The organism is Citrobacter freundii complex sp. CFNIH4 (assembly GCF_002934505.1).
Lineage (GTDB): Bacteria > Pseudomonadota > Gammaproteobacteria > Enterobacterales > Enterobacteriaceae > Citrobacter > Citrobacter freundii.
This window is the reverse complement of record NZ_CP026231.1, coordinates 663,462-682,448: the sequence shown is the minus strand read 5'-3', so window position 1 is coordinate 682,448 and position 18,987 is coordinate 663,462. Positions and strand designations below refer to the sequence as shown.

The window sequence follows — 18,987 nt, the reverse complement described above, 5'->3', positions numbered from 1 at the left end:
AGGAACTCTTTAATGTTAAGTATCGCCATCAAGGAAGAAAACAGTCACTTCGAACATGGACTGAAAATCATCATCTCCCATCTGGCAAATCAGTGGCATCAGGAGATCTGCTTTTTACCTGTCGAGAATATCGATCGCGCTGACATCGCGTTTATCTCCCTGGATGAAGATTGGCTCAGCGCCGATTGCTATCAGATTCCGATCCATACCCGCCGCCAACACCGGGTTGTCATCTGCAACAGAAACGATAAAGATAAGCTGATGTTCCGGCCCTGCCTGTACATGTTGCCGCTGATCTATCGGGAAGATGACGTTGAGGAAATGACTAAAAAATTAGTCCCCATCCTGCAAAAACGTGCGCTGCGCAACAACGTGCCTGCAACTATCTGCCATTACTGCACTACCCGCAACTTTTCTGTCGACGAACGCAAATTCTTAATGTTTCTCGCCAGCGGATATACCTTAGCCGAAACGGCTCACCTACTCTCAATAAGCGATCTTCAGGCCAAAGCGACCCGCCGCGGCATAATGAAAAAGCTGCATGTGAAAAACGATCAGCAATTCTTAAGATACATCCGCGCCCATCTGAATTTTCTACAAAATTAGACGGGGTATCTCTGCCTAATTTTTATTGAGAAATATCTCATCCTCGATTAAGTATCGACTCCTACTGTACCTATCCGCAGACTGCCAGAATAATCCAGCCATACTATTTCCGGGGTAACAGAAAGACACACCCGGTAATATTTTATCTAATATCAGAGAGAGGTTGAACTGGATAAAACGATCTTTTGGGCATTGAGTAAGACATCAGAAAACTTCCGGCAGATTATTCTGATGGGATACGCAATTGCCAGTCTGATGATTGTTGAAGTACTGAAACCCAACGGCACAAGGACATTGACCTTTACGCTGGCAAAAATTTGGGTCAGGGATGTTTATAGTCAGCAATTTATCCAGACCTGCCGCAACAGAAATGGAATGGAAAAGGATGCACAGCGCAAAACGCCGGGACCGCTATCGCCGCATACGAAACACTAACTGTACCTGGCAATATCCCCACTGTACCTCACAAGTATTTGACCGGCTCGAGTATCTGGCGCAAAAACTCGAATACACATTACCGGACGACACTATATCTCAGGCGATAATTACAACAGACTACTACCTGGCCTATGCGTTAAGTCGACATTTATTCTCAGGCACACGTACGGCGGTCTTCCAGAGCGTTGAGTCGGCCTTACCCAGCATGCAAGAACCAGTAATTAGCCAGTTAGTGATTGACATAGAAAGCTTAACACTCCCCTATTTCGATATACTTGAACGTTTGCGCCAGCTAATTAAGCAGCGTAATGACATCCAGATCTTCATAATGCTTTCCAGTCGTGATGAAGACCTGACTACCTTTATTTCACTATCCGGACCATTTTATATCTTATCACGTAATTTACGCCTTCCGGAGGTGCGTCACGCCTTATTATCGCCGGTTCCTGACTATATTCATTCCAGACGCATAAATCAGCTCGATTGGGAGATGATTGCCTTACTTTTACAAGGTAACTCCTTAAAAAAGATTGCATTGTTACAAACACAACCCTACCACCGTATCATCTATCGCCTGAACCAATTGATTACGCGCCTGGGGTTACCCAGCAGACAACGCTTTTTGCATCTGATACACCGCCTCAACGTTACCTCTCTTCATTTAATTTAACACCATAACCCTATGTGCGATAAGATTTTTTAGGAAACTACTTATTCTCGAATAAGAAAAAAGATCTAATTTTTACAAATATTTAATATTTACAACTATTCCTGGTCTTATGCCTGGTGCCACTGTCACACTTAACCTTACTGATTCTGTGCATTTCAATATAAAAAAGCCTAATTACAGTCTTAACAAAACCTAAACAATTGGTTTATTGTATCGTTTTTACTATTTAAAAAAAATTTTCAATCTGCCATAATTCGAACTGCAGATAAATAATACCAATAGTCATTAACACATCTGGATCTTTCAGAATATCCTAACTGACATTAACAACCGGGATGTTGTAAGTCTTTTCCGAAAGAACAGAGCAGGTATAATCCCCACAGTTTCCTGATTAATTGTTAGGGAAGGTGCGAATAAGCAGGTCATTTCTTCCCAAGCTGACTCGCTGATTAAAATTTCGCGGATCTGGGCCGATTTTTTTCCCGCAAACACATCGAATCAGCCTATTTAGGCTATTTTTTCCACCATTTCTGGCGTTATTTCCGGTTTTTACTGAGATCTCTCCCACTGACGTATCATTTGGTCCACCCGAAACAGGTTGGCCAGGGTGAATAACATCGCCAGTTGGTTATCGTTTTTCAGCAGCCCCTTGTATCTGGCTTTCACGAAGCCGAACTGCCGCTTGATGATGCGAAACGGGTGCTCCACCTTGGCACGGATGCTGGCTTTCATGTATTCGATGTTGATGGCCGTTTTGTTCTTGCGCGGATGCTGCTTCAAGGTTTTTACCTTGCCGGGACGCTCGGCGATCAGCCAGTCAACATCCACCTCGGCCAGCTCCTCGCGCTGTGGCGCTCCTTGGTAGCCGGCATCGGCTGAGACAAATTGCTCCTCTCCATGAAGCAGATTACACAGCTGATTGAGGTCATGCTCGTTGGCCGCGGTGGTAACTAGGCTGTGGGTCAGGCCACTCTTGGCATCGACACCAATGTGGGCTTTCATGCCAAAGTGCCACTGATTGCCTTTCTTGGTCTGATGCATCTCCGGATCGCGTTGCTGCTCTTTGTTCTTGGTAGAGCTGGGTGCCTCAATGATGGTGGCATCCACCAAAGTGCCTTGGGTCATCATGACGCCTGCTTCGGCCAGCCAGCGATTGATGGTCTTGAACAATTGACGGGCCAGTTGATGCTGCTCGAGCAGGTGGCGGAAATTCATGATGGTGGTGCGATCCGGCAGGGCGCTATCCAGGGATAATCGGGCAAACAGGCGCATGGAGGCGATTTCGTACAGGGCATCTTCCATGGCACCGTCGCTCAGGTTGTACCAATGCTGCATGCAGTAAATACGCAGCATGGTCTCCAGCGGATAGGGCCGTCGGCCATTGCCCGCCTTGGGATAAAACGGCTCGATGACAGCGGTCATATTCTGCCATGGCAGAATCTGCTCCATGCGGGAGAGGAAAATCTCTTTTCGGGTCTGACGGCGCTTAGTGCTGAATTCACTATCGGCGAAGGTGAGTTGATGGCTCATGATGTCCCTCTGGGATGCGCTCCGGATGAATATGATGATCTCATATCAGGAACTTGTTCGCACCTTCCCTAGTTTTCCCGGTGTGAAATGGATTTTCCACAAATTCATTGTTCTGCAGAAGAACAACCGAATAAACAAGGATGAAATAATATTTATTCGGTTTTCCCGCAGAACAATTCTTGGCTATTTGACAATATTATAACGCCTGATGTTTTATCAAATTCGCAAGATACGCAAACAGTTTGAGGCATACAACAATGAAACCAGCATCCGTTATCATTATGGACGAACACCCTATTGTCAGAATGTCGATAGAAGTACTACTCGAGAAAAACAGTAATATTCAGGTAGTATTGAAAACCGACGACAGCCGTACGGCAATAGAACACCTGCGCACATACCCGGTCGATCTTGTCATCCTGGATATTGAACTACCTGGTTCGGATGGATTTACATTACTCAAGAGAATAAAGTCTCTGCAGGAGAAAACTCGGGTGCTGTTTCTCTCTTCCAAATCGGAGTCTTTTTATGCCGGGCGTGCTATCCGGGCCGGTGCAAATGGTTTTGTCAGTAAACGAAAGGATCTCAATGATATCTACAATGCAGTAAAAATGATTTTATCGGGATATTCTTTTTTCCCGTCGGACACCCTTAATTTCATTAACAATATAAACGCACAAAAAGGTGTGCTGAATGACATGCCGCTCTCTAACCGCGAGGTTACGGTTTTGCGTTATCTGGCAAACGGTCTGTCCAATAAGGAAATTGCTGAACAGTTGTTACTCAGCAATAAAACGATTAGCGCTCACAAGGCGAATATCTACTCCAAGCTCGGGTTGCACACCATCGTTGAGCTGATCGATTATGCAAAAATGCATGAGTTAATGTAATAACACTCCCGGCGAGATGTCGTTCGGGAGCGTTTTATCAGCTTATTGATTAGTTATAGTTAATCATAAACGTGGCATCAGCCCTGGCGACGCCAGGCTGAACTCCATCGGCTAACGCGATATAGTTGGCGAAAAAGGTCAGCGTGGCATTGCCGTTCTCATCAATCCCCACGGCCTGGCTCGCCTGTTCGAGCGGTAATCGCGTACGATCGCTGTCGTGCAGTTCAATCGCCACCTTTTGTGCCATGACCGCATCATCAAGCGCCAACAGCGTCGTGCCCGGAGCCGGAGTACCGGAAAACGTTATCGATGCGGATCCCGGCGGGCAACCTTCAAGCTTCAGCGTAAACGCGACCGGTTGAGTGGTATCTCCGCTGGTCTGAAGCTGCTTTGTCGGCCAGGTCCCCAACTCCACCGACTTATTGCTGTCGCTGGCAATCACCGCACAGGTAAAGTCCACCACGTTGCCACGCAGCTCAATATTGATTTCCCCCAGCGACGAGGAGGCATGGCCCAACGAACTGAATGTTAGCAGGGACACCATCGCCAGAAGCGCCCCTGCGAATGGCGTTTGCTTGTTAGTCATAATCCACTCGCAGATAGCCACGAGCCGTAAAAGGCCCTTCGGTAGGTTTATTCCCCGTCACGCTGACCGGCCATGCCCGAATACCGACCCTGGCTGCGGCGTTATCATCCAATTGAAATGGGATATTGCTGGACAAATTGTTAGGCGTCAGCGGGTTACCACTGCTATCGGCGACGATAAAACCTAAATCCGGGTTGTCAGAAACCATCATTTGTCCGGTGGCTTTCTCAGCCTCTACACGCATGGTCAAGTAGGCCTGTGCGGCGACGTTGGTGCATTTTATCGCCACGGTTTTGGTCTGCGGATTAATGCCTTCGGGCCGGTTTCCTGCCCCCGCCTTGCTAAACAACGATGCGCCAATATCGCCAAAATCAAACTCAACAATCTGCCCGGCGTTCACTTCACAGTTTTGTGGAACCTCCACCTTACCGCTGTAGCTGATGGTGTACACCGGCGTGCTTAGCGCATCTCCGGTACTGGTCGTGACATAGACGCTGAACATCGTCTGACGCGGAATCGGAACCATGTTAATAAACGAGCGGATCACTTTGAGTTTAAACACCAGCTTTGAATCCATTACGCCAAAAGGCTGCTGTTTCGATACGTTGGGGTGAGTCCCCATGCGGATATAATTACGCGGAGGATAAAACAACCCGGCATAGCTGTCGGTGATGCTCATGGCACCCAGCAGGTAGTCATTGAGCTTCAGATACTGAAAACCACCCTCGGTACTTTGAACAGGAAGTTCAGTGACATAGCTTCGATAGGTGTAATTCACCGACGTTCCGGCCGGACAGGTGGCATTCACGCCAATCCAGCCCGATTTTTCCGGTAACGTTACCACCTGTCCCGGCTGGTTGTTGCTGCTGTTAAAGACATTCGACAAATCGTAAAAAACATCCGTTGGCGTGCCATTCGAGTTATGGCAGACCGTCGCCCATGACGAATGGGCCATCAGCAGTAAAGCGCTTCCCAGTAACAAACCCGTTTGTCTTTTCATCGTATTATTCCTGTCGTGCCGTTGGAGATTCGCACGTCACGTTCGTGAGCGTCACCGCCTGTTTCAGACTCTCCTCAGGCAAGGCATAGCGCGCCACGCAGCGAGCGTTTGCGCCTCCCCCCCATTGGATCAGCAACTCGCCTTTTAGCGGCAGACCACTGAGATAAATTTGCCCGTCTTCGCCCACCATACTGGTTACGCCACTGGTGTTTTCCCGCACAATAGAGCCAAACGGCACGGGTTTACCGGCATGTTTGGCGGTAATCAGCGCCCGCACACCGATTCGTGTATCAAACGCCGCTCGCACCAGCGCCCCTTGCGTTGGTACTACGCTGCTGACGTTATTTTCCACATCGGTATTGTTGTTCATGGAATTGGTGTCTAACGCGACGCGGTTATAGCGATAGACGGTGGCATACGGCATCACCGCGTATCCACGCCAGTCGGTTTGAACGCCGGTCTGGTTTTCTATCCGCACACCCTGTGCGCCAGGCGCTTTAATCAGCACGTTGGTATCACCCAGAGGCTGACTGAGCGTAATGCCATCCGCATGCCCCACCACGCCGCCAGAGAGTTGCCAGTTGTAGTCATGCTGATCGCGATCGTAGTTGTATCCCACGCCCAGCGTGCCATAGGCCGCCTGCCAGTTGGCACTGGCGTTTCCGCTGTAACCATTGGTGCTGCTGTGCCCCTGATTCACGCTGTAGCTCAGGTTGCGTCCATCCAGCAACGTACCGCCGATCCCGCTCTGCCAGCTATTTTGTCCATTGCTATTACGGTTAGCATTAAAGGTGGCGTAGGTGCGATCGAAGGCGCTATCTCGCGAGTAGCGCCGTCCGCTCAGCAGGCTGAACGGTATTGACATATTGAACGCGACAATACGGTCGGTGTCGGAGATGCCAACCGATTCATTCCACGACCAGGAGAGTGAATAGCTAATACCTTGCCAGCCGCTGGCATAGCCCAGTTGATACCAGGTATTGGTGTCTGAGGTATTCCAGTACGTTTGCTGACTACCCGAGACATACAGCGATCCGTAATCCCCCAGATTCTGCGAAATGTTTATCTGGAAACGGCCCTTTTTGCTGTAGCTCAGGTTGTGGTAACTCTTCACATCGGGCACATCGTGGCGATTGCCCTCGCTGTCGTATTCGTACTCATAGCCTTCCATACTGCGATACGCCACATCGTCGAGGGTATAGAAACCACGCGTAGAGTAGCGATATCCCAACAACTGAAAGTTGGTGCCAAAATTGTTCAGCGATTTCGCATATAGAAAACGCAATGACTGCCCCTGATGCGTACTGTCATCCGCCAGTTGGCTGCGGGCATGGGTCAGATCGACAGAAACCGCCCCCCAGTCCCCCAGGTTTCGGCCGGTGCCTAAAACCACCGCCGTGTAGCGGGAGGCCAACTGCGTACCGCCGTAAGCGGTGTAGCCTTCTGGTAACCCAGCAATTAATGTTCCCTGGAAAAAGAATGGAGAAGATTGTTGGCTATTGCCGCTGCGAAAATCCCCTGCGACCACGTCATATTTGAAACGCCCTTCTCGTTGTAACAAGGGAACCGTGGAGTACGGCACCGTATAGCGCTGTTGGCTGCCGTCCTTTTCGTCCACCGTCACCTCAAGGTCACCGCTGGATGACGTCGGGTTGAGATCGGTTATCGAGAAAGCGCCCGGTGAAACATAGCTTTGATAAATCACATAGCCATTCTGACGAATGGTTAGCTTTGCCGCTGTTCGCGCAATACCGCGAACGGTAGGCGCGTAACCCTGTAAGCTATCGGGATACATACTGTCTGAGGAATAGAGCCGCGCCCCGCGAAATCCGACGCTGTCAAAAACGTCGTTGCCGGTGTTGCTGTCACCCATCACCAGCTCGCCCTTCAGCGGGATAATCGCGCGCTGAAGCCATGTGCCGATGTTTTTCCAGCTTTGTGAGTGATATCCGTCACCTTTGGAATAGCTCCATGCGCCGTTATTTCTCAAGCGCCAGGGGCCATAGTTCAGGCCACTGAGCATACTTAAGAAATAGCTGTCCGTATCACTCCCGCGACTGCCGGTGAAACTGTAGTTAACCAGCGCGGCCGGGATGCCTTCATCCCACTCTTCCGGTGGAATATAGCCACGCGCGCTGTTTAACATCGACGCCTGCGGCAGGCTGACGTTTAGTCGCAGGGTAGAAAAATCAAACGCAATCTCGCTGCCTGGAATCGCCTCAGGTAGATTGATGCAGGTATCGTTCGCATCCTTATTGAGTGCCGGAAACGCGGCGATATTGACACCAAGGCGCTTTACCCAGTCGAGCCCAAAGCACGGCATCAGCCCACCGGACTTCTCCCCGGCTTTTCCCGCGCTGGTCGTAAAACGAATATCCTGAGTAGCCACAAACTCATCGTTGCGCCAGATATCCACGCGATAAACACCTTCAGGCTGGTGATTACCTTTTTCAAAACGTGATAAATCCGCCACGGTTGCCGTATCCGCAGATAAAAAGGCCGGATTAAAATAGCTTTCACCATGGCTTAAAGAGGGAAAGAGCGCCGCCAGCGTGGACAACGCCACCCCCGCCAGCGGTGGCGTAACCCCCGGAAACAGGCCAGGAAAATACGTTGTCTTATTCATCGTTATCTCAACGCACGCTAACCGTTTGGGCCGGGGTCACAGCGCCATAATCATTGACCGTCTGGAACGTAACGTTGCCCTGCACGCCTGTTGGCAACAGAACCTGCGCATCGCTTTTCGGTGCAACCATCACGTTATCGACCTTCGTTTTCCCCACGTTGAGATTGACCAACGTGACGTAATACGCTGACGGATTGTTAATTTTCAGGTGGTTGCCGGAACGGGAGAATTTCAGCATCCCGGGCGCATCTTCCGGAATTTGCGGCAAATTATTCGGGCGCACAAAAAGCTTGATGCGGGACAGAATCGCCAGTTGCAGAACGTTTTTGCCCTCAAGGCTGTTTTTATTGACTGACGGAATGGCTTTTACGTTCATCCAGAACAGCGACTCACGATCTTTGGGCAACGGAACACCTGCATAGATAATACGCAACGTGTTTTCGCTTTTGGGCTCGCTGACAAACAACGGAGGCGTAACCACAAACGATTTTTCTTTAACACCTGCGCTATTCTCAATCCATGAATTGACCAGGTAACGTTCTTTGGTATCACTATTGCTAATAGACAGTGACGTTTGTTTGGCATCGGCTGGATAAATAACACGGGTAGCGCCTAATGCAATGCCTCCGGCAGCCTGAACACTGGCAACAGGAAATAAGAACAGTAAAAGGATAAAACCTGATTTTAGATAATTAAACATAGCTACAAATACCTTTGGTGTGATTATCGTTGGGAAATAAATCAGGGATAAACCAACGTAAACCACACGTCTGAACGAAGCGTTCCCGGCGTTATATTTTCCGAGACAGCCCGATAACGAGCAGTGAAATGAAACGTCATCTCTTGCGTTATAATCGGCGCATAATGAAGCGGCAGCGCGTTCGGAATAATTTGCCGTTGGCGCTGGTCAAATAACGCCAGGCCTATCCCCGAAGCCGCAGACGCATCTCCACTGGCAAGGAACACCTGCGGATCTTCCGCTGGCGTCACGCCTGCAAACGCAATCCCAACGTGGTCATAAACATCGGAGCTGCATGACGTTAAGCGCAGTGAAAACGGCACGCTGGTAGAGGCAAAGCTCCCCGTCCCGGAGAAAGCATTGGTGCGATACTGCCCCATTTGCACCCGCAAATTTTGGCTGTCAGTAGCGACCGTGCAGGCACCATTGACGAGCTGCCCCCGTAAGTGAAGGCGGCCACTTTCCAGTATTACCGTATGTGCAAACACAGGCAGTACGCACAGCATTCCCGCCAGCGCCACGCCTTTCCCTATCATCTGCCGCATCCTTCATCATCCCCGGAAATTGCCTCATCCAGTGAGGCGAACGTCATCCTTGCGCAAATCAAAACGGCTTATTCGTACTTCATGATGAACGTCGCGTCGGCATTTGCCTGACCCGGCGTAGCGCTGGCGGCAGTGGCTTTGTAACGCGCAGAGAAACGCAGGGTGTTGGTCCCTTCTACCAGAGCCTGAGCGGTAGAGAAGGTGGCACCATCCGGCTTCAGCGCGGTGGACGTATTGTCCAGAATTTCGATACCTACACCGCCAGCAGTAGTGGTGTTATTCCCTGAAGAAACAGCCAACAGAGCCGAGTTGGTGGCATCTGCCTGACCAGAGAAAGCAACGGCTGCGGTTGCGGCAACTTTCGGGTCACAGTCGTTCAGCACGATGGAGAACGGAATTTGTGCCGTTGTATCACCTACTGCGGCAAAACTGGCAGTACGATACTGGCCTAAGGTAACAACCTGATCGGATGACTGAGTACTGACTGCACAGGCTGCATTGACCAGTTCACCTTCAAAATGCACAGTACCGCCGCTCACGCTTACCGGATCGGCTGCAACCGCAGCACCTGCGACTAACATCAGGCTGGCAATAACAGAAGAGGTCATTAATTTACGTTTCATGGATTTCCCTTGAATTACACACATCCGGCTCCAGCATCCTGCGGGATCCGTTTTCATTATCGACATTAAATGTCAGGCTAATTATCTCTGCATCCTGTAAAGATATATATCGCAAGAGAATTAGCTAACCTTTTACCCCGACTCTCCTGAGTATTTGATTTACTAATTATCCTTCGCGAATATGACTATTCGTCACAGCGATAAATTAAACATTTCAATTAATGAAAAATACCTGCAAATCCTTTTAATAGCCCTGGCTAATTCTTAATGGGATCTAAGAAAAGTCTTGGTTAATATTACCTAAATGCCGCCGTAATAGTACGTAACAGTCTGGTTTATGAAGCATTACCCATAAAGAACCCAGGGTGATGAGATGTTTCATTCACGTTAATTTTAATTAGCATGCTTATTATTTATTCGTAAGGCTTCAGCCTTTGTGCCGACACCATTTGCAGCCCGTGACGGCCCTGGCGCACATAAAAACGCAAACGAAAACTGACAGCACGTCCCGCTTCTGACAAAATAGTGGCATCCCCTTCGATTTAACGTAACAGACGGAATCCTCTCTCTGATGGCAGCAAAGATTATTGACGGTAAAACGATTGCGCAGCAGGTGCGCTCTGAGGTTGCTCAAAAAGTTCAGGCGCGTTTAGCGGCTGGATTACGCGCCCCAGGCCTGGCTGTTGTGCTGGTAGGCAGCAATCCGGCTTCGCAAATTTACGTCGCGAGTAAACGCAAAGCCTGCGACGAAGTGGGGTTCGTCTCCCGCTCCTATGACCTGCCCGAAACCACCAGCGAGGCGGAGCTTCTTGAGCTGATCGATACGCTCAATGCAGATACCACCATCGACGGTATTCTGGTACAACTGCCGTTACCTGCCGGTATCGACAACGTTAAAGTGCTGGAGCGTATTGCACCGGATAAAGACGTTGACGGTTTTCATCCGTATAACGTCGGTCGCCTGTGCCAGCGTGCGCCGCGCCTGCGTCCTTGTACCCCGCGCGGTATCGTGACCCTGCTTGAGCGTTACAACATCGACACCTACGGCCTTAATGCGGTCGTCATTGGCGCTTCAAACATCGTCGGTCGCCCAATGAGCATGGAACTGCTGCTGGCTGGCTGCACCACCACCGTCACCCATCGCTTCACCAAAGATCTGCGTCGCCACGTTGAGCATGCTGACCTGCTAATTGTTGCCGTCGGTAAACCGGGCTTTATTCCTGGCGAGTGGATCAAAGAAGGTGCGATTGTGATTGATGTCGGCATCAACCGTCTGGAGAATGGTAAGGTTGTTGGCGATGTGGTCTTTGAAGATGCTGCCGCACGCGCGTCATATATCACGCCGGTCCCCGGCGGCGTAGGCCCAATGACGGTCGCCACACTTATCGAAAACACGCTGCAGGCGTGTGTTGAATATCATGATGTAAAGGACGTTTAAGATGGCCACATTTTCACTGGGTAAACACCCACATGTTGAACTCTGCGATCTGCTGAAGCTGGAAGGCTGGAGCGAAAGCGGCGCCCAGGCAAAAATTGCTATTGGCGAAGGGTTAGTGAAGGTCGATGGTGTTGTTGAAACGCGTAAACGCTGCAAAATCGTTGCCGGACAGACCGTGAGCTTTGAAGGTCACAGCATTACCGTCGTGGCATGACCCTAAGTGCCGGATGAGGTAAACACCGTATCCGGCCACTTCTCCCTCTCGTTTTCAGATAATGACTTCATCCCCGCTTCACAGTGAACTGTTAGCATGTTGTTTTTCCACACGAAGCGATCATCATGCCCACTATTGTTACCCACGCAGCCGTTCCGCTCTGTTTAGGGTTAGGTCTCGGACTTAAAGTCATCCCCCCACGATTACTGTTTGCTGGCGTCGTTCTGGCTATGCTGCCAGATGCCGATGTGTTGTCATTTAAGTTCGGTGTCGCCTATGGCAATGTGTTTGGCCACCGGGGATTTACCCACTCACTGCTGTTCGCCTTCGTGGTACCGCTGCTCTGCGTATTGATTGGCCGACGATGGTTTAAGGCGGGATTGATTCGCTGCTGGCTATTCCTGACGGTTTCACTGCTGTCACACAGTCTGCTGGATTCCGTTACGACAGGCGGCAAAGGCGTCGGCTGGCTGTGGCCGTGGTCGGATGAACGCTTCTTTGCACCGTGGCAGGTGATTAAAGTCGCTCCGTTTGCGCTATCACGCTACGCCACACCGTATGGGCATCAGGTAATAACTTCGGAGTTGATGTGGGTATGGCTGCCGGGCGTTATGATGATGGGTGTGCTGTGGTGGTACAAACGTCATTAATAGTGCCTGATGGCGCTACGCTTATCAGGCCTACCGATCATTCCATCGTAGGCCGGATAAGACGTAAGCCGCCATCCGGCAATATAGAGAGTTACTTACGACGCCAGGTGGTGCCCTGCGGGCCGTCTTCCAGCACGATGCCCATCTCATTGAGACGGTCACGCGCGGCATCAGCCGCCGCCCAGTCTTTCGCTTTACGCGCATCCAGACGCTGTTGGATTAACGCTTCAATTTCAGCAACTTCACCGTCATCCGCCTGCGCCCCGCTTTGCAGGAACGCTTCCGGATCCTGTTCCAGCAGTCCCAGCACGCTGGAGAGCTTGCGCAGATGCGCAGCCATACCGTTAGCCGCCGCCATATCTTCACCCTTCAGGCGGTTAACTTCACGCGCCATATCAAACAGCACGGAGTAAGCTTCCGGCGTGTTGAAGTCATCGTCCATCGCTTCAATGAAACGTGCTTCAAAGGCCTCGCCACCCGCAGGGGCAACGGATTTGTCGGTACCGCGCAGTGCAGTGTACAGACGCTCCAGCGCAGAACGCGCCTGTTTCAGGTTCTCTTCGCTGTAGTTGAGCTGGCTACGATAGTGACCCGACATCAGGAAGTAGCGAATGGTTTCGGCGTCGTAGTATTTCAGCACATCGCGCACGGTAAAGAAGTTGCCCAGCGATTTAGACATTTTCTCGCGGTCAACCATCACCATCCCGGAGTGCATCCAGTAATTAACGTACTCACCGTCATGCGCACAGGTGGACTGCGCGATTTCGTTTTCATGATGCGGGAACATCAGGTCCGAACCGCCGCCGTGAATATCGAAATGGTTACCCAGTTGTTTGCAGTTCATCGCCGAACATTCGATGTGCCAGCCCGGACGACCTGCGCCCCATGGAGACGGCCAGCTCGGCTCGCCTTCTTTGGACATTTTCCACAGCACGAAGTCCATCGGGTTACGCTTCACATCAACCACGTCAACGCGAGCACCCGCCTGCAGCTGATCCAGATCCTGGCGTGACAGCTGACCGTAGTTCGGGTCAGTCGGCACGTCGAACATCACGTCGCCGTTATCAGCAACGTAAGCGTGACCTTTGGCAATCAACTGCTCAGTGATTTCGATAATTTCAGCGATATGGTGCGTAGCGCGCGGCTCCAGATCCGGGCGCAGAATATTCAGCGCATCGAAATCGCTATGCATTTCCGCGATCATTCTGTCGACCAACGCGACAAAGCTTTCACCGTTTTCATTCGCGCGCTTGATGATTTTGTCATCAATATCGGTAATGTTGCGTACATACTTCAGCTTATAGCCGAGGAAGCGCAGGTAGCGCGCGACGACGTCGAAAGAAACAAAGGTACGTCCGTGGCCAATATGACAGAGATCGTAAACGGTAATACCACACACGTACATGCCGACTTCCCCGGCATGAATAGGTTTGAATTCCTCTTTTTGGCGCGTCAGTGTATTAAAGATTTTTAACATCGAAGATTCCGTGTAGACGTGTGTGGATAGTAAAGTCTGTATAATACCCATAATTTAGACCGGAAGCAGCACACTTTGCGAGGTGATCACAGCTTGCGGTTATGCTATAACACACCCCTAACTCTGACCCTTGACGGGGTCGAAGCACCAATCTATCGGAACAGGATGCAAAAATGGTTACTTTCCACACTAATCACGGCGATATCGTAATCAAAACGTTTGATGATAAAGCGCCTGAAACAGTTAAAAACTTCCTGGACTACTGCCGCGAAGGTTTTTACAACAACACCATTTTCCACCGTGTTATTAACGGTTTCATGATCCAGGGCGGCGGTTTCGAGCCAGGCATGAAGCAAAAAGCCACGAAAGAAGCGATCAAAAACGAAGCGAACAACGGTCTGAAAAACACCCGTGGTACGCTGGCAATGGCGCGTACTCAGGCTCCGCACTCCGCAACCGCACAGTTCTTCATCAACGTTGCTGACAACGACTTCCTGAACTTCTCCGGTGAAAGCATGCAGGGTTGGGGTTACTGCGTGTTCGCTGAAGTTGTTGAAGGCATGGACGTGGTTGATAAAATCAAAGGCGTTTCCACCGGTCGCAGCGGTATGCACCAAGATGTGCCAAAAGAAGACGTTATCATCGAAAACGTGACCGTCAGCGAGTAATCGTGGCGACACTGTTTATTGCAGATCTTCATCTCTGCACAGAAGAACCGGCGATCACCGCCGGTTTTCTGCGTTTTTTAGCCGGCGATGCGCGCAAGGCCGATGCGCTATACATTCTCGGCGACCTGTTTGAAGCCTGGATTGGCGATGACGACCCGAATCCGCTGCATCATGAAATGGCCGCAGCGATAAAAACGCTGGCAGATTCCGGCGTCCCCTGCTTTTTTATTCACGGCAACCGTGATTTTCTGCTCGGCAAACGTTTTGCCCGTGCGAGCGGCATGACCTTGCTTCCCGAAGAAAAAGTGCTCGATCTGTATGGCCGCAAGGTTCTGATCATGCATGGCGACACCTTATGCACCGACGACGCAGGCTATCAGGCGTTTCGCGCCAAAGTGCATCAACCCTGGCTACAGAAGCTGTTTCTCGCCCTGCCCCTGTTTGTTCGCCAGCGCATTGCCGCAAAAATGCGCGCCAACAGTAAAGCCGCCAACAGCAGTAAATCGCTGGAAATCATGGATGTGAATCCGCAGGCCGTGATTAACGAGATGGAAAAACATCAGGTCCAGTGGTTAATTCACGGACATACACACCGTCCGGCTGTCCACGAACTCACGGCCAATGAGCAACCCGCTTTCCGCGTGGTATTAGGCGCATGGCATACCGAAGGCTCAATGGTGAAAGTCACGCCCAGCGACGTTGAGCTAATCGCGTTTCCGTTTTAATTCTGCAGATATCCAGTTCCTCTTTACACAAAACTATTCGAGTTGCATCGAGGCGGCAAATCTGTGAGTCCCCGGGAGCTTACAAAAGTAAGTGACTGGGGTGAGCAGATGCAGCCAACAAAGAGGCAGCTTGAAGAGTGAAGTGTAAAGCGCGCAATCGTTTTCCTTGAAGGTTAATTATGCTATTCTCTGTGGCCTCAAAAGTCGAGTGTAGTGCACCACAGGAGTTTTCAGACGCATGTCTTCCCGCAATAATCCGGCGCGTGTCGCCATCGTGATGGGGTCCAAAAGCGACTGGGCTACCATGCAGTTCGCCGCCGAAATCTTCGAAATCCTGGACGTTCCGCATCATGTTGAAGTCGTCTCCGCCCACCGCACCCCAGACAAATTGTTCAGCTTCGCCGAAAGCGCTGAAGAGAACGGTTATCAGGTGATTATTGCCGGAGCCGGTGGCGCAGCGCATTTGCCAGGCATGATTGCGGCGAAAACGCTGGTGCCAGTTCTCGGCGTTCCGGTGCAAAGCGCAGCGTTGAGCGGCGTAGATAGCCTCTACTCCATCGTTCAAATGCCGCGCGGTATTCCGGTCGGCACGCTGGCGATCGGCAAAGCGGGTGCGGCCAATGCGGCCCTACTGGCAGCGCAAATTCTGGCTACACACGACAACGCATTACACCAGCGTCTGGACGACTGGCGCAAAGCACAAACCGATGAGGTACTGGAGAATCCGGACCCGCGAGGTGCGGCATGAAGCAGGTCTGCGTACTCGGTAACGGTCAGCTAGGACGCATGCTGCGCCAGGCCGGCGAGCCGCTGGGCATTGCGGTCTGGCCCGTCGGGCTGGACGCTGAACCGGCTGCTGTCCCTTTTCAGCAAAGCGTGATCACCGCAGAGATTGAGCGCTGGCCGGAAACGGCGCTCACTCGCGAACTGGCGCGCCACCCGGCGTTTGTTAACCGCGACGTCTTCCCGATTATTGCCGACCGTCTGACGCAAAAGCAGCTTTTTGACAAGCTCGGTCTGGCGACCGCGCCGTGGCAACTGCTGGCAGATAAAAGCGAATGGTCTGCGGTATTCGACAAACTCGGCGAGCTGGCGATCGTCAAGCGTCGCGTCGGCGGCTATGACGGTCGTGGACAGTGGCGTTTGCGCGCAAATGAAACCGCACAACTGCCGGATGATTGCTATGGCGAGTGCATCGTCGAGCGGGGAATCAACTTCTCTGGCGAAGTCTCACTGGTTGGCGCTCGGGCGCATGACGGCAGCACCGTTTTCTATCCCCTGACCCATAACCTGCATCAGGACGGTATTCTGCGCACCAGCGTGGTGTTCCCGCAGGCTAACGCCAGACAGCAGGCACAGGCTGAAGCGATGCTCTCCGCCATCATGCAGGAGCTGGGCTATGTCGGCGTGATGGCGATGGAGTGTTTCATCACCCCGGAAGGTCTGCTGATCAACGAACTGGCTCCGCGCGTGCACAATAGCGGACACTGGACGCAAAACGGCGCCAGCATCAGCCAGTTTGAGCTGCACCTGCGCGCCATTACCAACCTGCCGTTACCTACGCCGGTGGTGAATAATCCTTCGGTGATGGTAAACCTGATTGGTAGCGACCTGAACTACGACTGGCTGAAGCTACCGCTGGTACACCTGCACTGGTATGACAAAGAAGTGCGTGAAGGGCGTAAGGTGGGTCACCTGAACCTGAGCGACAGCGATACCGCGCGCCTTAGCGCGACACTGGAAGCGCTTATCCCCCTGCTGCCGCCGGAATATGCCAGCGGTATTATCTGGGCGCAGTCAAAGTTGAAATAAGAAGACGCGGGGCGGGTATACACACGCCCCGTTTTTTTACAGACGGATACAGGTTCCAGCGTTGCCCGCCAGCGTATCTTCAATGCGTGACAGCGCGCCAATCCATGCTGGTTTCCCACGGCGTTTCACATATCCACTGACAGCGGTGACCTTTGGTCCCATCGAACCATCTGCTTTAGCAAACGGCGCCAGTTCATCCGGAGAGGCCTGACGAATCGCGCGCTGTTCCGGCGTTCCCCAGTTTTCATAGACCGCATCAGCATCGGTCAAAATAACCAGACCATCGGCATCAATCTGTTCAGCCAGCAACGCCGCCGCCAGGTCCTTATCAATGACCGCTTCAGACCCTAATCCTTCGCCAGTAACCGGGACACCGCCACCCCCGCTGCAAATCACCACATGCCCTTCCTTGAGTAAGAGCTTAATGGCGTCACTTTCAACGATCTGGCGAGGTTCTGGCGAAGCGACAACGCGCCGCAGGTATTTGCCGTCACGCTTCATATGCCAGCCGTAGGTCGCTTCCAGCTGCGTTTGTTCTTCTGGCGAATAGACCGGACCAATAAATTTTTCCGGTGCCATAAACGCAGGATCGTCTTCTGAGACAACAATTCGTGTCAACACTGTGGTCACTGGCGGCATTTCCGGTTCAGCGGTCAGGCTCTGGGCCAACATATAACCAATCATGCCCTGCGTCTCGGCCACCAGCACATCTAATGGATAAGGCTCGACCTCCTTCTAGGCGAGATTCTGTAACGAAAGCAGGCCAACCTGCGGCCCATTGCCATGGACAATAGCCAGGCGATATGTGCGCGCCAGACGCGCCAGGGCGGGTACGGCGCTGGCAATATTACGGTATTGATTTTCTGCAGTCAGCGCCTCGCCGCGCTGCAATAATGCGTTGCCACCGAGAGCAACAACCAGCGTTTTCATTCCCTATCCTTCTATGATTTGTTGTCCAATCCAGAACCCCAGCAGAGTATCTGCGCCGGAGGTATGCCCAAGCGCCAGCAGCGAATCAATCGCCGCATCCAGTCTTTCCTGACGACGCAATGCATGGGTAAAGTGGAGTAAAGGTGAAGCGAAGTAACCTGCAGCCGCGTAACGCAAGTAGCTCACGCTAACCACAGTCGTCGCCTGTTCAAGGTTGCCGGAAGCAGCAAAGAAATGTTGGCCGGAAACCTTATTCAGCGCACCGAAATACCAGGCTGCCAGCAGCATGCCGGTCAACGTGTCATCATGGCTGGGCGTTAGCCCGGGCCCCTTGCCTAACCACTGTCGCCAGTCTGTCGACAACCCCGCAAGCGCCGAGAAAAAGCAGTGACGGAACTGGCGTAGTTCGGGGCACAAAGGCAGGTTTGCCGCCAACATTAACGGCCCGAACAATCCCGTTTCCTCACCGCGATCCATCCAGGCAGGTGCAAGGCGCGGGGAATGTGGCCGGGAAGTGATTCTCAACGAACAGCGGCGATGCGGCTGGCACAGTAAAAATGGCCCCAGTTGGATCCCACCAGGGACAGCCTGAGGAGATTCGTTTCCACGTAACACCGCACGCAGCGCATCAAAATCATGCGTACGGATCACCCATCCTGCCGGGCTAAAGCCGCTCCCCTGGCGGTGCAATGTCAACAGTGCGCCCCCTTCGGCCACGAGATTAATCGCGCGTCGCCAGACGCCAGACAATTGCCAGGACTGACGGAAATCCGGGGACTGTTGGCTGGCCAGCAAAGGATGGATGATCATCATGCGCGCC

General features: G+C 51.8%; 19 protein-coding genes and 1 pseudogene. 10 read left to right on the top strand and 10 right to left on the bottom strand.

Features of this window, described 5'->3' with window-relative positions; all coding sequences use genetic code 11:
- Nucleotides 1-12 precede the first annotated feature (12 nt).
- On the top strand, nucleotides 13-606 hold the full coding sequence (gene fimW, locus C2U41_RS03505) for a fimbria biosynthesis transcriptional regulator FimW (RefSeq protein WP_003021906.1): 594 nt from the start codon (nucleotides 13-15) through the stop codon (nucleotides 604-606).
- Between the two features lie 385 nt (nucleotides 607-991).
- A complete protein-coding gene (gene fimY / locus C2U41_RS03500) occupies nucleotides 992-1,714 on the top strand; it encodes a fimbria biosynthesis regulator FimY (protein ID WP_003021904.1) in 723 nt (240 codons plus the stop codon).
- A 549-nt stretch (nucleotides 1,715-2,263) separates the two neighbouring features.
- On the opposite strand, the gene C2U41_RS03490 is transcribed toward fimY, so the two are convergent.
- Nucleotides 2,264-3,244, bottom strand: a complete 981-nt coding sequence (locus C2U41_RS03490; RefSeq protein ID WP_032170067.1) for an IS5-like element ISKpn26 family transposase — start codon at nucleotides 3,242-3,244, stop codon at nucleotides 2,264-2,266.
- A 257-nt stretch (nucleotides 3,245-3,501) separates the two neighbouring features.
- Between C2U41_RS03490 and fimZ the strand changes: the two genes are divergently transcribed.
- Nucleotides 3,502-4,134, top strand: a complete 633-nt coding sequence (gene fimZ / locus C2U41_RS03480) for a fimbria biosynthesis transcriptional regulator FimZ (protein ID WP_003021902.1) — start codon at nucleotides 3,502-3,504, stop codon at nucleotides 4,132-4,134.
- A 49-nt stretch (nucleotides 4,135-4,183) separates the two neighbouring features.
- Here fimZ and sfmF read toward each other — a convergent pair whose 3' ends face one another.
- The 6 genes from sfmF to fimA all read right to left on the bottom strand — a co-directional run bounded on the left by sfmF (nucleotide 4,184) and on the right by fimA (nucleotide 10,253).
- Nucleotides 4,184-4,678, bottom strand: coding sequence for a fimbria assembly protein (gene sfmF, locus C2U41_RS03475; RefSeq protein ID WP_085951539.1), 495 nt, complete (start codon nucleotides 4,676-4,678; stop codon nucleotides 4,184-4,186).
- A gap of 34 nt (nucleotides 4,679-4,712) precedes the next feature.
- Complete coding sequence (gene fimH, locus C2U41_RS03470; protein ID WP_044712796.1) at nucleotides 4,713-5,720, bottom strand: type 1 fimbria D-mannose specific adhesin FimH; 1,008 nt, start codon at nucleotides 5,718-5,720, stop codon at nucleotides 4,713-4,715.
- 4 nt (nucleotides 5,721-5,724) lie between these two features.
- Nucleotides 5,725-8,346 (bottom strand): fimbrial biogenesis usher protein, encoded by a 2,622-nt coding sequence (locus C2U41_RS03465; RefSeq protein ID WP_103849232.1) that lies wholly within the window; start codon nucleotides 8,344-8,346, stop codon nucleotides 5,725-5,727.
- A 7-nt stretch (nucleotides 8,347-8,353) separates the two neighbouring features.
- Nucleotides 8,354-9,046: a type 1 fimbria chaperone FimC gene (gene fimC / locus C2U41_RS03460; RefSeq protein WP_044699452.1), complete on the bottom strand. Its 693-nt coding sequence runs from the start codon at nucleotides 9,044-9,046 to the stop codon at nucleotides 8,354-8,356.
- 41 nt (nucleotides 9,047-9,087) lie between these two features.
- Entirely contained in the window at nucleotides 9,088-9,621 is a 534-nt protein-coding gene (gene fimI, locus C2U41_RS03455) for a type 1 fimbrial protein subunit FimI (RefSeq protein WP_003847496.1), read from the bottom strand.
- Nucleotides 9,622-9,698: 77 nt separating this feature from the next.
- Entirely contained in the window at nucleotides 9,699-10,253 is a 555-nt protein-coding gene (gene fimA, locus C2U41_RS03450) for a type 1 fimbrial major subunit FimA (RefSeq protein ID WP_103849231.1), read from the bottom strand.
- 571 nt (nucleotides 10,254-10,824) lie between these two features.
- On the opposite strand from fimA, the gene folD reads away from it, so the two are divergent.
- The 3 genes from folD (at nucleotide 10,825) to C2U41_RS03435 (ending at nucleotide 12,555) form a co-directional block, all read left to right on the top strand.
- Complete coding sequence (gene folD / locus C2U41_RS03445) at nucleotides 10,825-11,691, top strand: bifunctional methylenetetrahydrofolate dehydrogenase/methenyltetrahydrofolate cyclohydrolase FolD (RefSeq protein ID WP_003021887.1); 867 nt, start codon at nucleotides 10,825-10,827, stop codon at nucleotides 11,689-11,691.
- Nucleotide 11,692: 1 nt separating this feature from the next.
- Nucleotides 11,693-11,905, top strand: coding sequence for a ribosome-associated protein YbcJ (ybcJ, locus tag C2U41_RS03440; RefSeq protein WP_044699447.1), 213 nt, complete (start codon nucleotides 11,693-11,695; stop codon nucleotides 11,903-11,905).
- A 125-nt stretch (nucleotides 11,906-12,030) separates the two neighbouring features.
- A complete protein-coding gene (locus tag C2U41_RS03435; RefSeq protein ID WP_003021883.1) occupies nucleotides 12,031-12,555 on the top strand; it encodes a metal-dependent hydrolase in 525 nt (174 codons plus the stop codon).
- A 91-nt stretch (nucleotides 12,556-12,646) separates the two neighbouring features.
- On the opposite strand, the gene cysS is transcribed toward C2U41_RS03435, so the two are convergent.
- On the bottom strand, nucleotides 12,647-14,032 hold the full coding sequence (gene cysS / locus C2U41_RS03430) for a cysteine--tRNA ligase (protein WP_003831109.1): 1,386 nt from the start codon (nucleotides 14,030-14,032) through the stop codon (nucleotides 12,647-12,649).
- Between the two features lie 173 nt (nucleotides 14,033-14,205).
- On the opposite strand from cysS, the gene ppiB reads away from it, so the two are divergent.
- From ppiB to purK, 4 genes are all read left to right on the top strand, one after another.
- Nucleotides 14,206-14,700, top strand: coding sequence for a peptidylprolyl isomerase B (gene ppiB / locus C2U41_RS03425; protein ID WP_003021875.1), 495 nt, complete (start codon nucleotides 14,206-14,208; stop codon nucleotides 14,698-14,700).
- A 2-nt stretch (nucleotides 14,701-14,702) separates the two neighbouring features.
- A complete protein-coding gene (gene lpxH / locus C2U41_RS03420; protein WP_003835755.1) occupies nucleotides 14,703-15,425 on the top strand; it encodes a UDP-2,3-diacylglucosamine diphosphatase in 723 nt (240 codons plus the stop codon).
- A gap of 238 nt (nucleotides 15,426-15,663) precedes the next feature.
- Nucleotides 15,664-16,173: a 5-(carboxyamino)imidazole ribonucleotide mutase gene (gene purE / locus C2U41_RS03405; protein ID WP_032948733.1), complete on the top strand. Its 510-nt coding sequence runs from the start codon at nucleotides 15,664-15,666 to the stop codon at nucleotides 16,171-16,173.
- The gene (purK, locus tag C2U41_RS03400) at nucleotides 16,170-17,237 is read left to right on the top strand and encodes a 5-(carboxyamino)imidazole ribonucleotide synthase (RefSeq protein WP_003835757.1); all 1,068 of its coding nucleotides are present in this window, start codon (nucleotides 16,170-16,172) and stop codon (nucleotides 17,235-17,237) included. Before purE ends, purK begins: the two co-directional genes overlap by 4 nt.
- 36 nt (nucleotides 17,238-17,273) lie before the next feature.
- Here purK and C2U41_RS03395 read toward each other — a convergent pair.
- Together C2U41_RS03395 and C2U41_RS03390 are read right to left on the bottom strand one after the other, a co-directional pair.
- A pseudogene (locus C2U41_RS03395) lies at nucleotides 17,274-18,167 on the bottom strand (carbamate kinase).
- Between the two features lie 3 nt (nucleotides 18,168-18,170).
- On the bottom strand, nucleotides 18,171-18,980 hold the full coding sequence (locus C2U41_RS03390) for a DUF2877 domain-containing protein (protein ID WP_032936938.1): 810 nt from the start codon (nucleotides 18,978-18,980) through the stop codon (nucleotides 18,171-18,173).
- Nucleotides 18,981-18,987 lie beyond the last annotated feature (7 nt).

Bases quoted from the DNA above. Each gene is read 5' to 3' on its own strand.
- fimW (WP_003021906.1), top strand. From the start codon at position 13: ATGTTAAGTATCGCCATCAAGGAAGAAAACAGTCACTTCGAACATGGA.
- fimY (WP_003021904.1), top strand. From the start codon at position 992: ATGCACAGCGCAAAACGCCGGGACCGCTATCGCCGCATACGAAACACT.
- C2U41_RS03490 (WP_032170067.1), bottom strand. From the start codon at position 3,244: ATGAGCCATCAACTCACCTTCGCCGATAGTGAATTCAGCACTAAGCGC.
- fimZ (WP_003021902.1), top strand. From the start codon at position 3,502: ATGAAACCAGCATCCGTTATCATTATGGACGAACACCCTATTGTCAGA.
- sfmF (WP_085951539.1), bottom strand. From the start codon at position 4,678: ATGGTGTCCCTGCTAACATTCAGTTCGTTGGGCCATGCCTCCTCGTCG.
- fimH (WP_044712796.1), bottom strand. From the start codon at position 5,720: ATGAAAAGACAAACGGGTTTGTTACTGGGAAGCGCTTTACTGCTGATG.
- C2U41_RS03465 (WP_103849232.1), bottom strand. From the start codon at position 8,346: ATGAATAAGACAACGTATTTTCCTGGCCTGTTTCCGGGGGTTACGCCA.
- fimC (WP_044699452.1), bottom strand. From the start codon at position 9,046: ATGTTTAATTATCTAAAATCAGGTTTTATCCTTTTACTGTTCTTATTT.
- fimI (WP_003847496.1), bottom strand. From the start codon at position 9,621: ATGATAGGGAAAGGCGTGGCGCTGGCGGGAATGCTGTGCGTACTGCCT.
- fimA (WP_103849231.1), bottom strand. From the start codon at position 10,253: ATGAAACGTAAATTAATGACCTCTTCTGTTATTGCCAGCCTGATGTTA.
- folD (WP_003021887.1), top strand. From the start codon at position 10,825: ATGGCAGCAAAGATTATTGACGGTAAAACGATTGCGCAGCAGGTGCGC.
- ybcJ (WP_044699447.1), top strand. From the start codon at position 11,693: ATGGCCACATTTTCACTGGGTAAACACCCACATGTTGAACTCTGCGAT.
- C2U41_RS03435 (WP_003021883.1), top strand. From the start codon at position 12,031: ATGCCCACTATTGTTACCCACGCAGCCGTTCCGCTCTGTTTAGGGTTA.
- cysS (WP_003831109.1), bottom strand. From the start codon at position 14,032: ATGTTAAAAATCTTTAATACACTGACGCGCCAAAAAGAGGAATTCAAA.
- ppiB (WP_003021875.1), top strand. From the start codon at position 14,206: ATGGTTACTTTCCACACTAATCACGGCGATATCGTAATCAAAACGTTT.
- purE (WP_032948733.1), top strand. From the start codon at position 15,664: ATGTCTTCCCGCAATAATCCGGCGCGTGTCGCCATCGTGATGGGGTCC.
- purK (WP_003835757.1), top strand. From the start codon at position 16,170: ATGAAGCAGGTCTGCGTACTCGGTAACGGTCAGCTAGGACGCATGCTG.
- C2U41_RS03390 (WP_032936938.1), bottom strand. From the start codon at position 18,980: ATGATGATCATCCATCCTTTGCTGGCCAGCCAACAGTCCCCGGATTTC.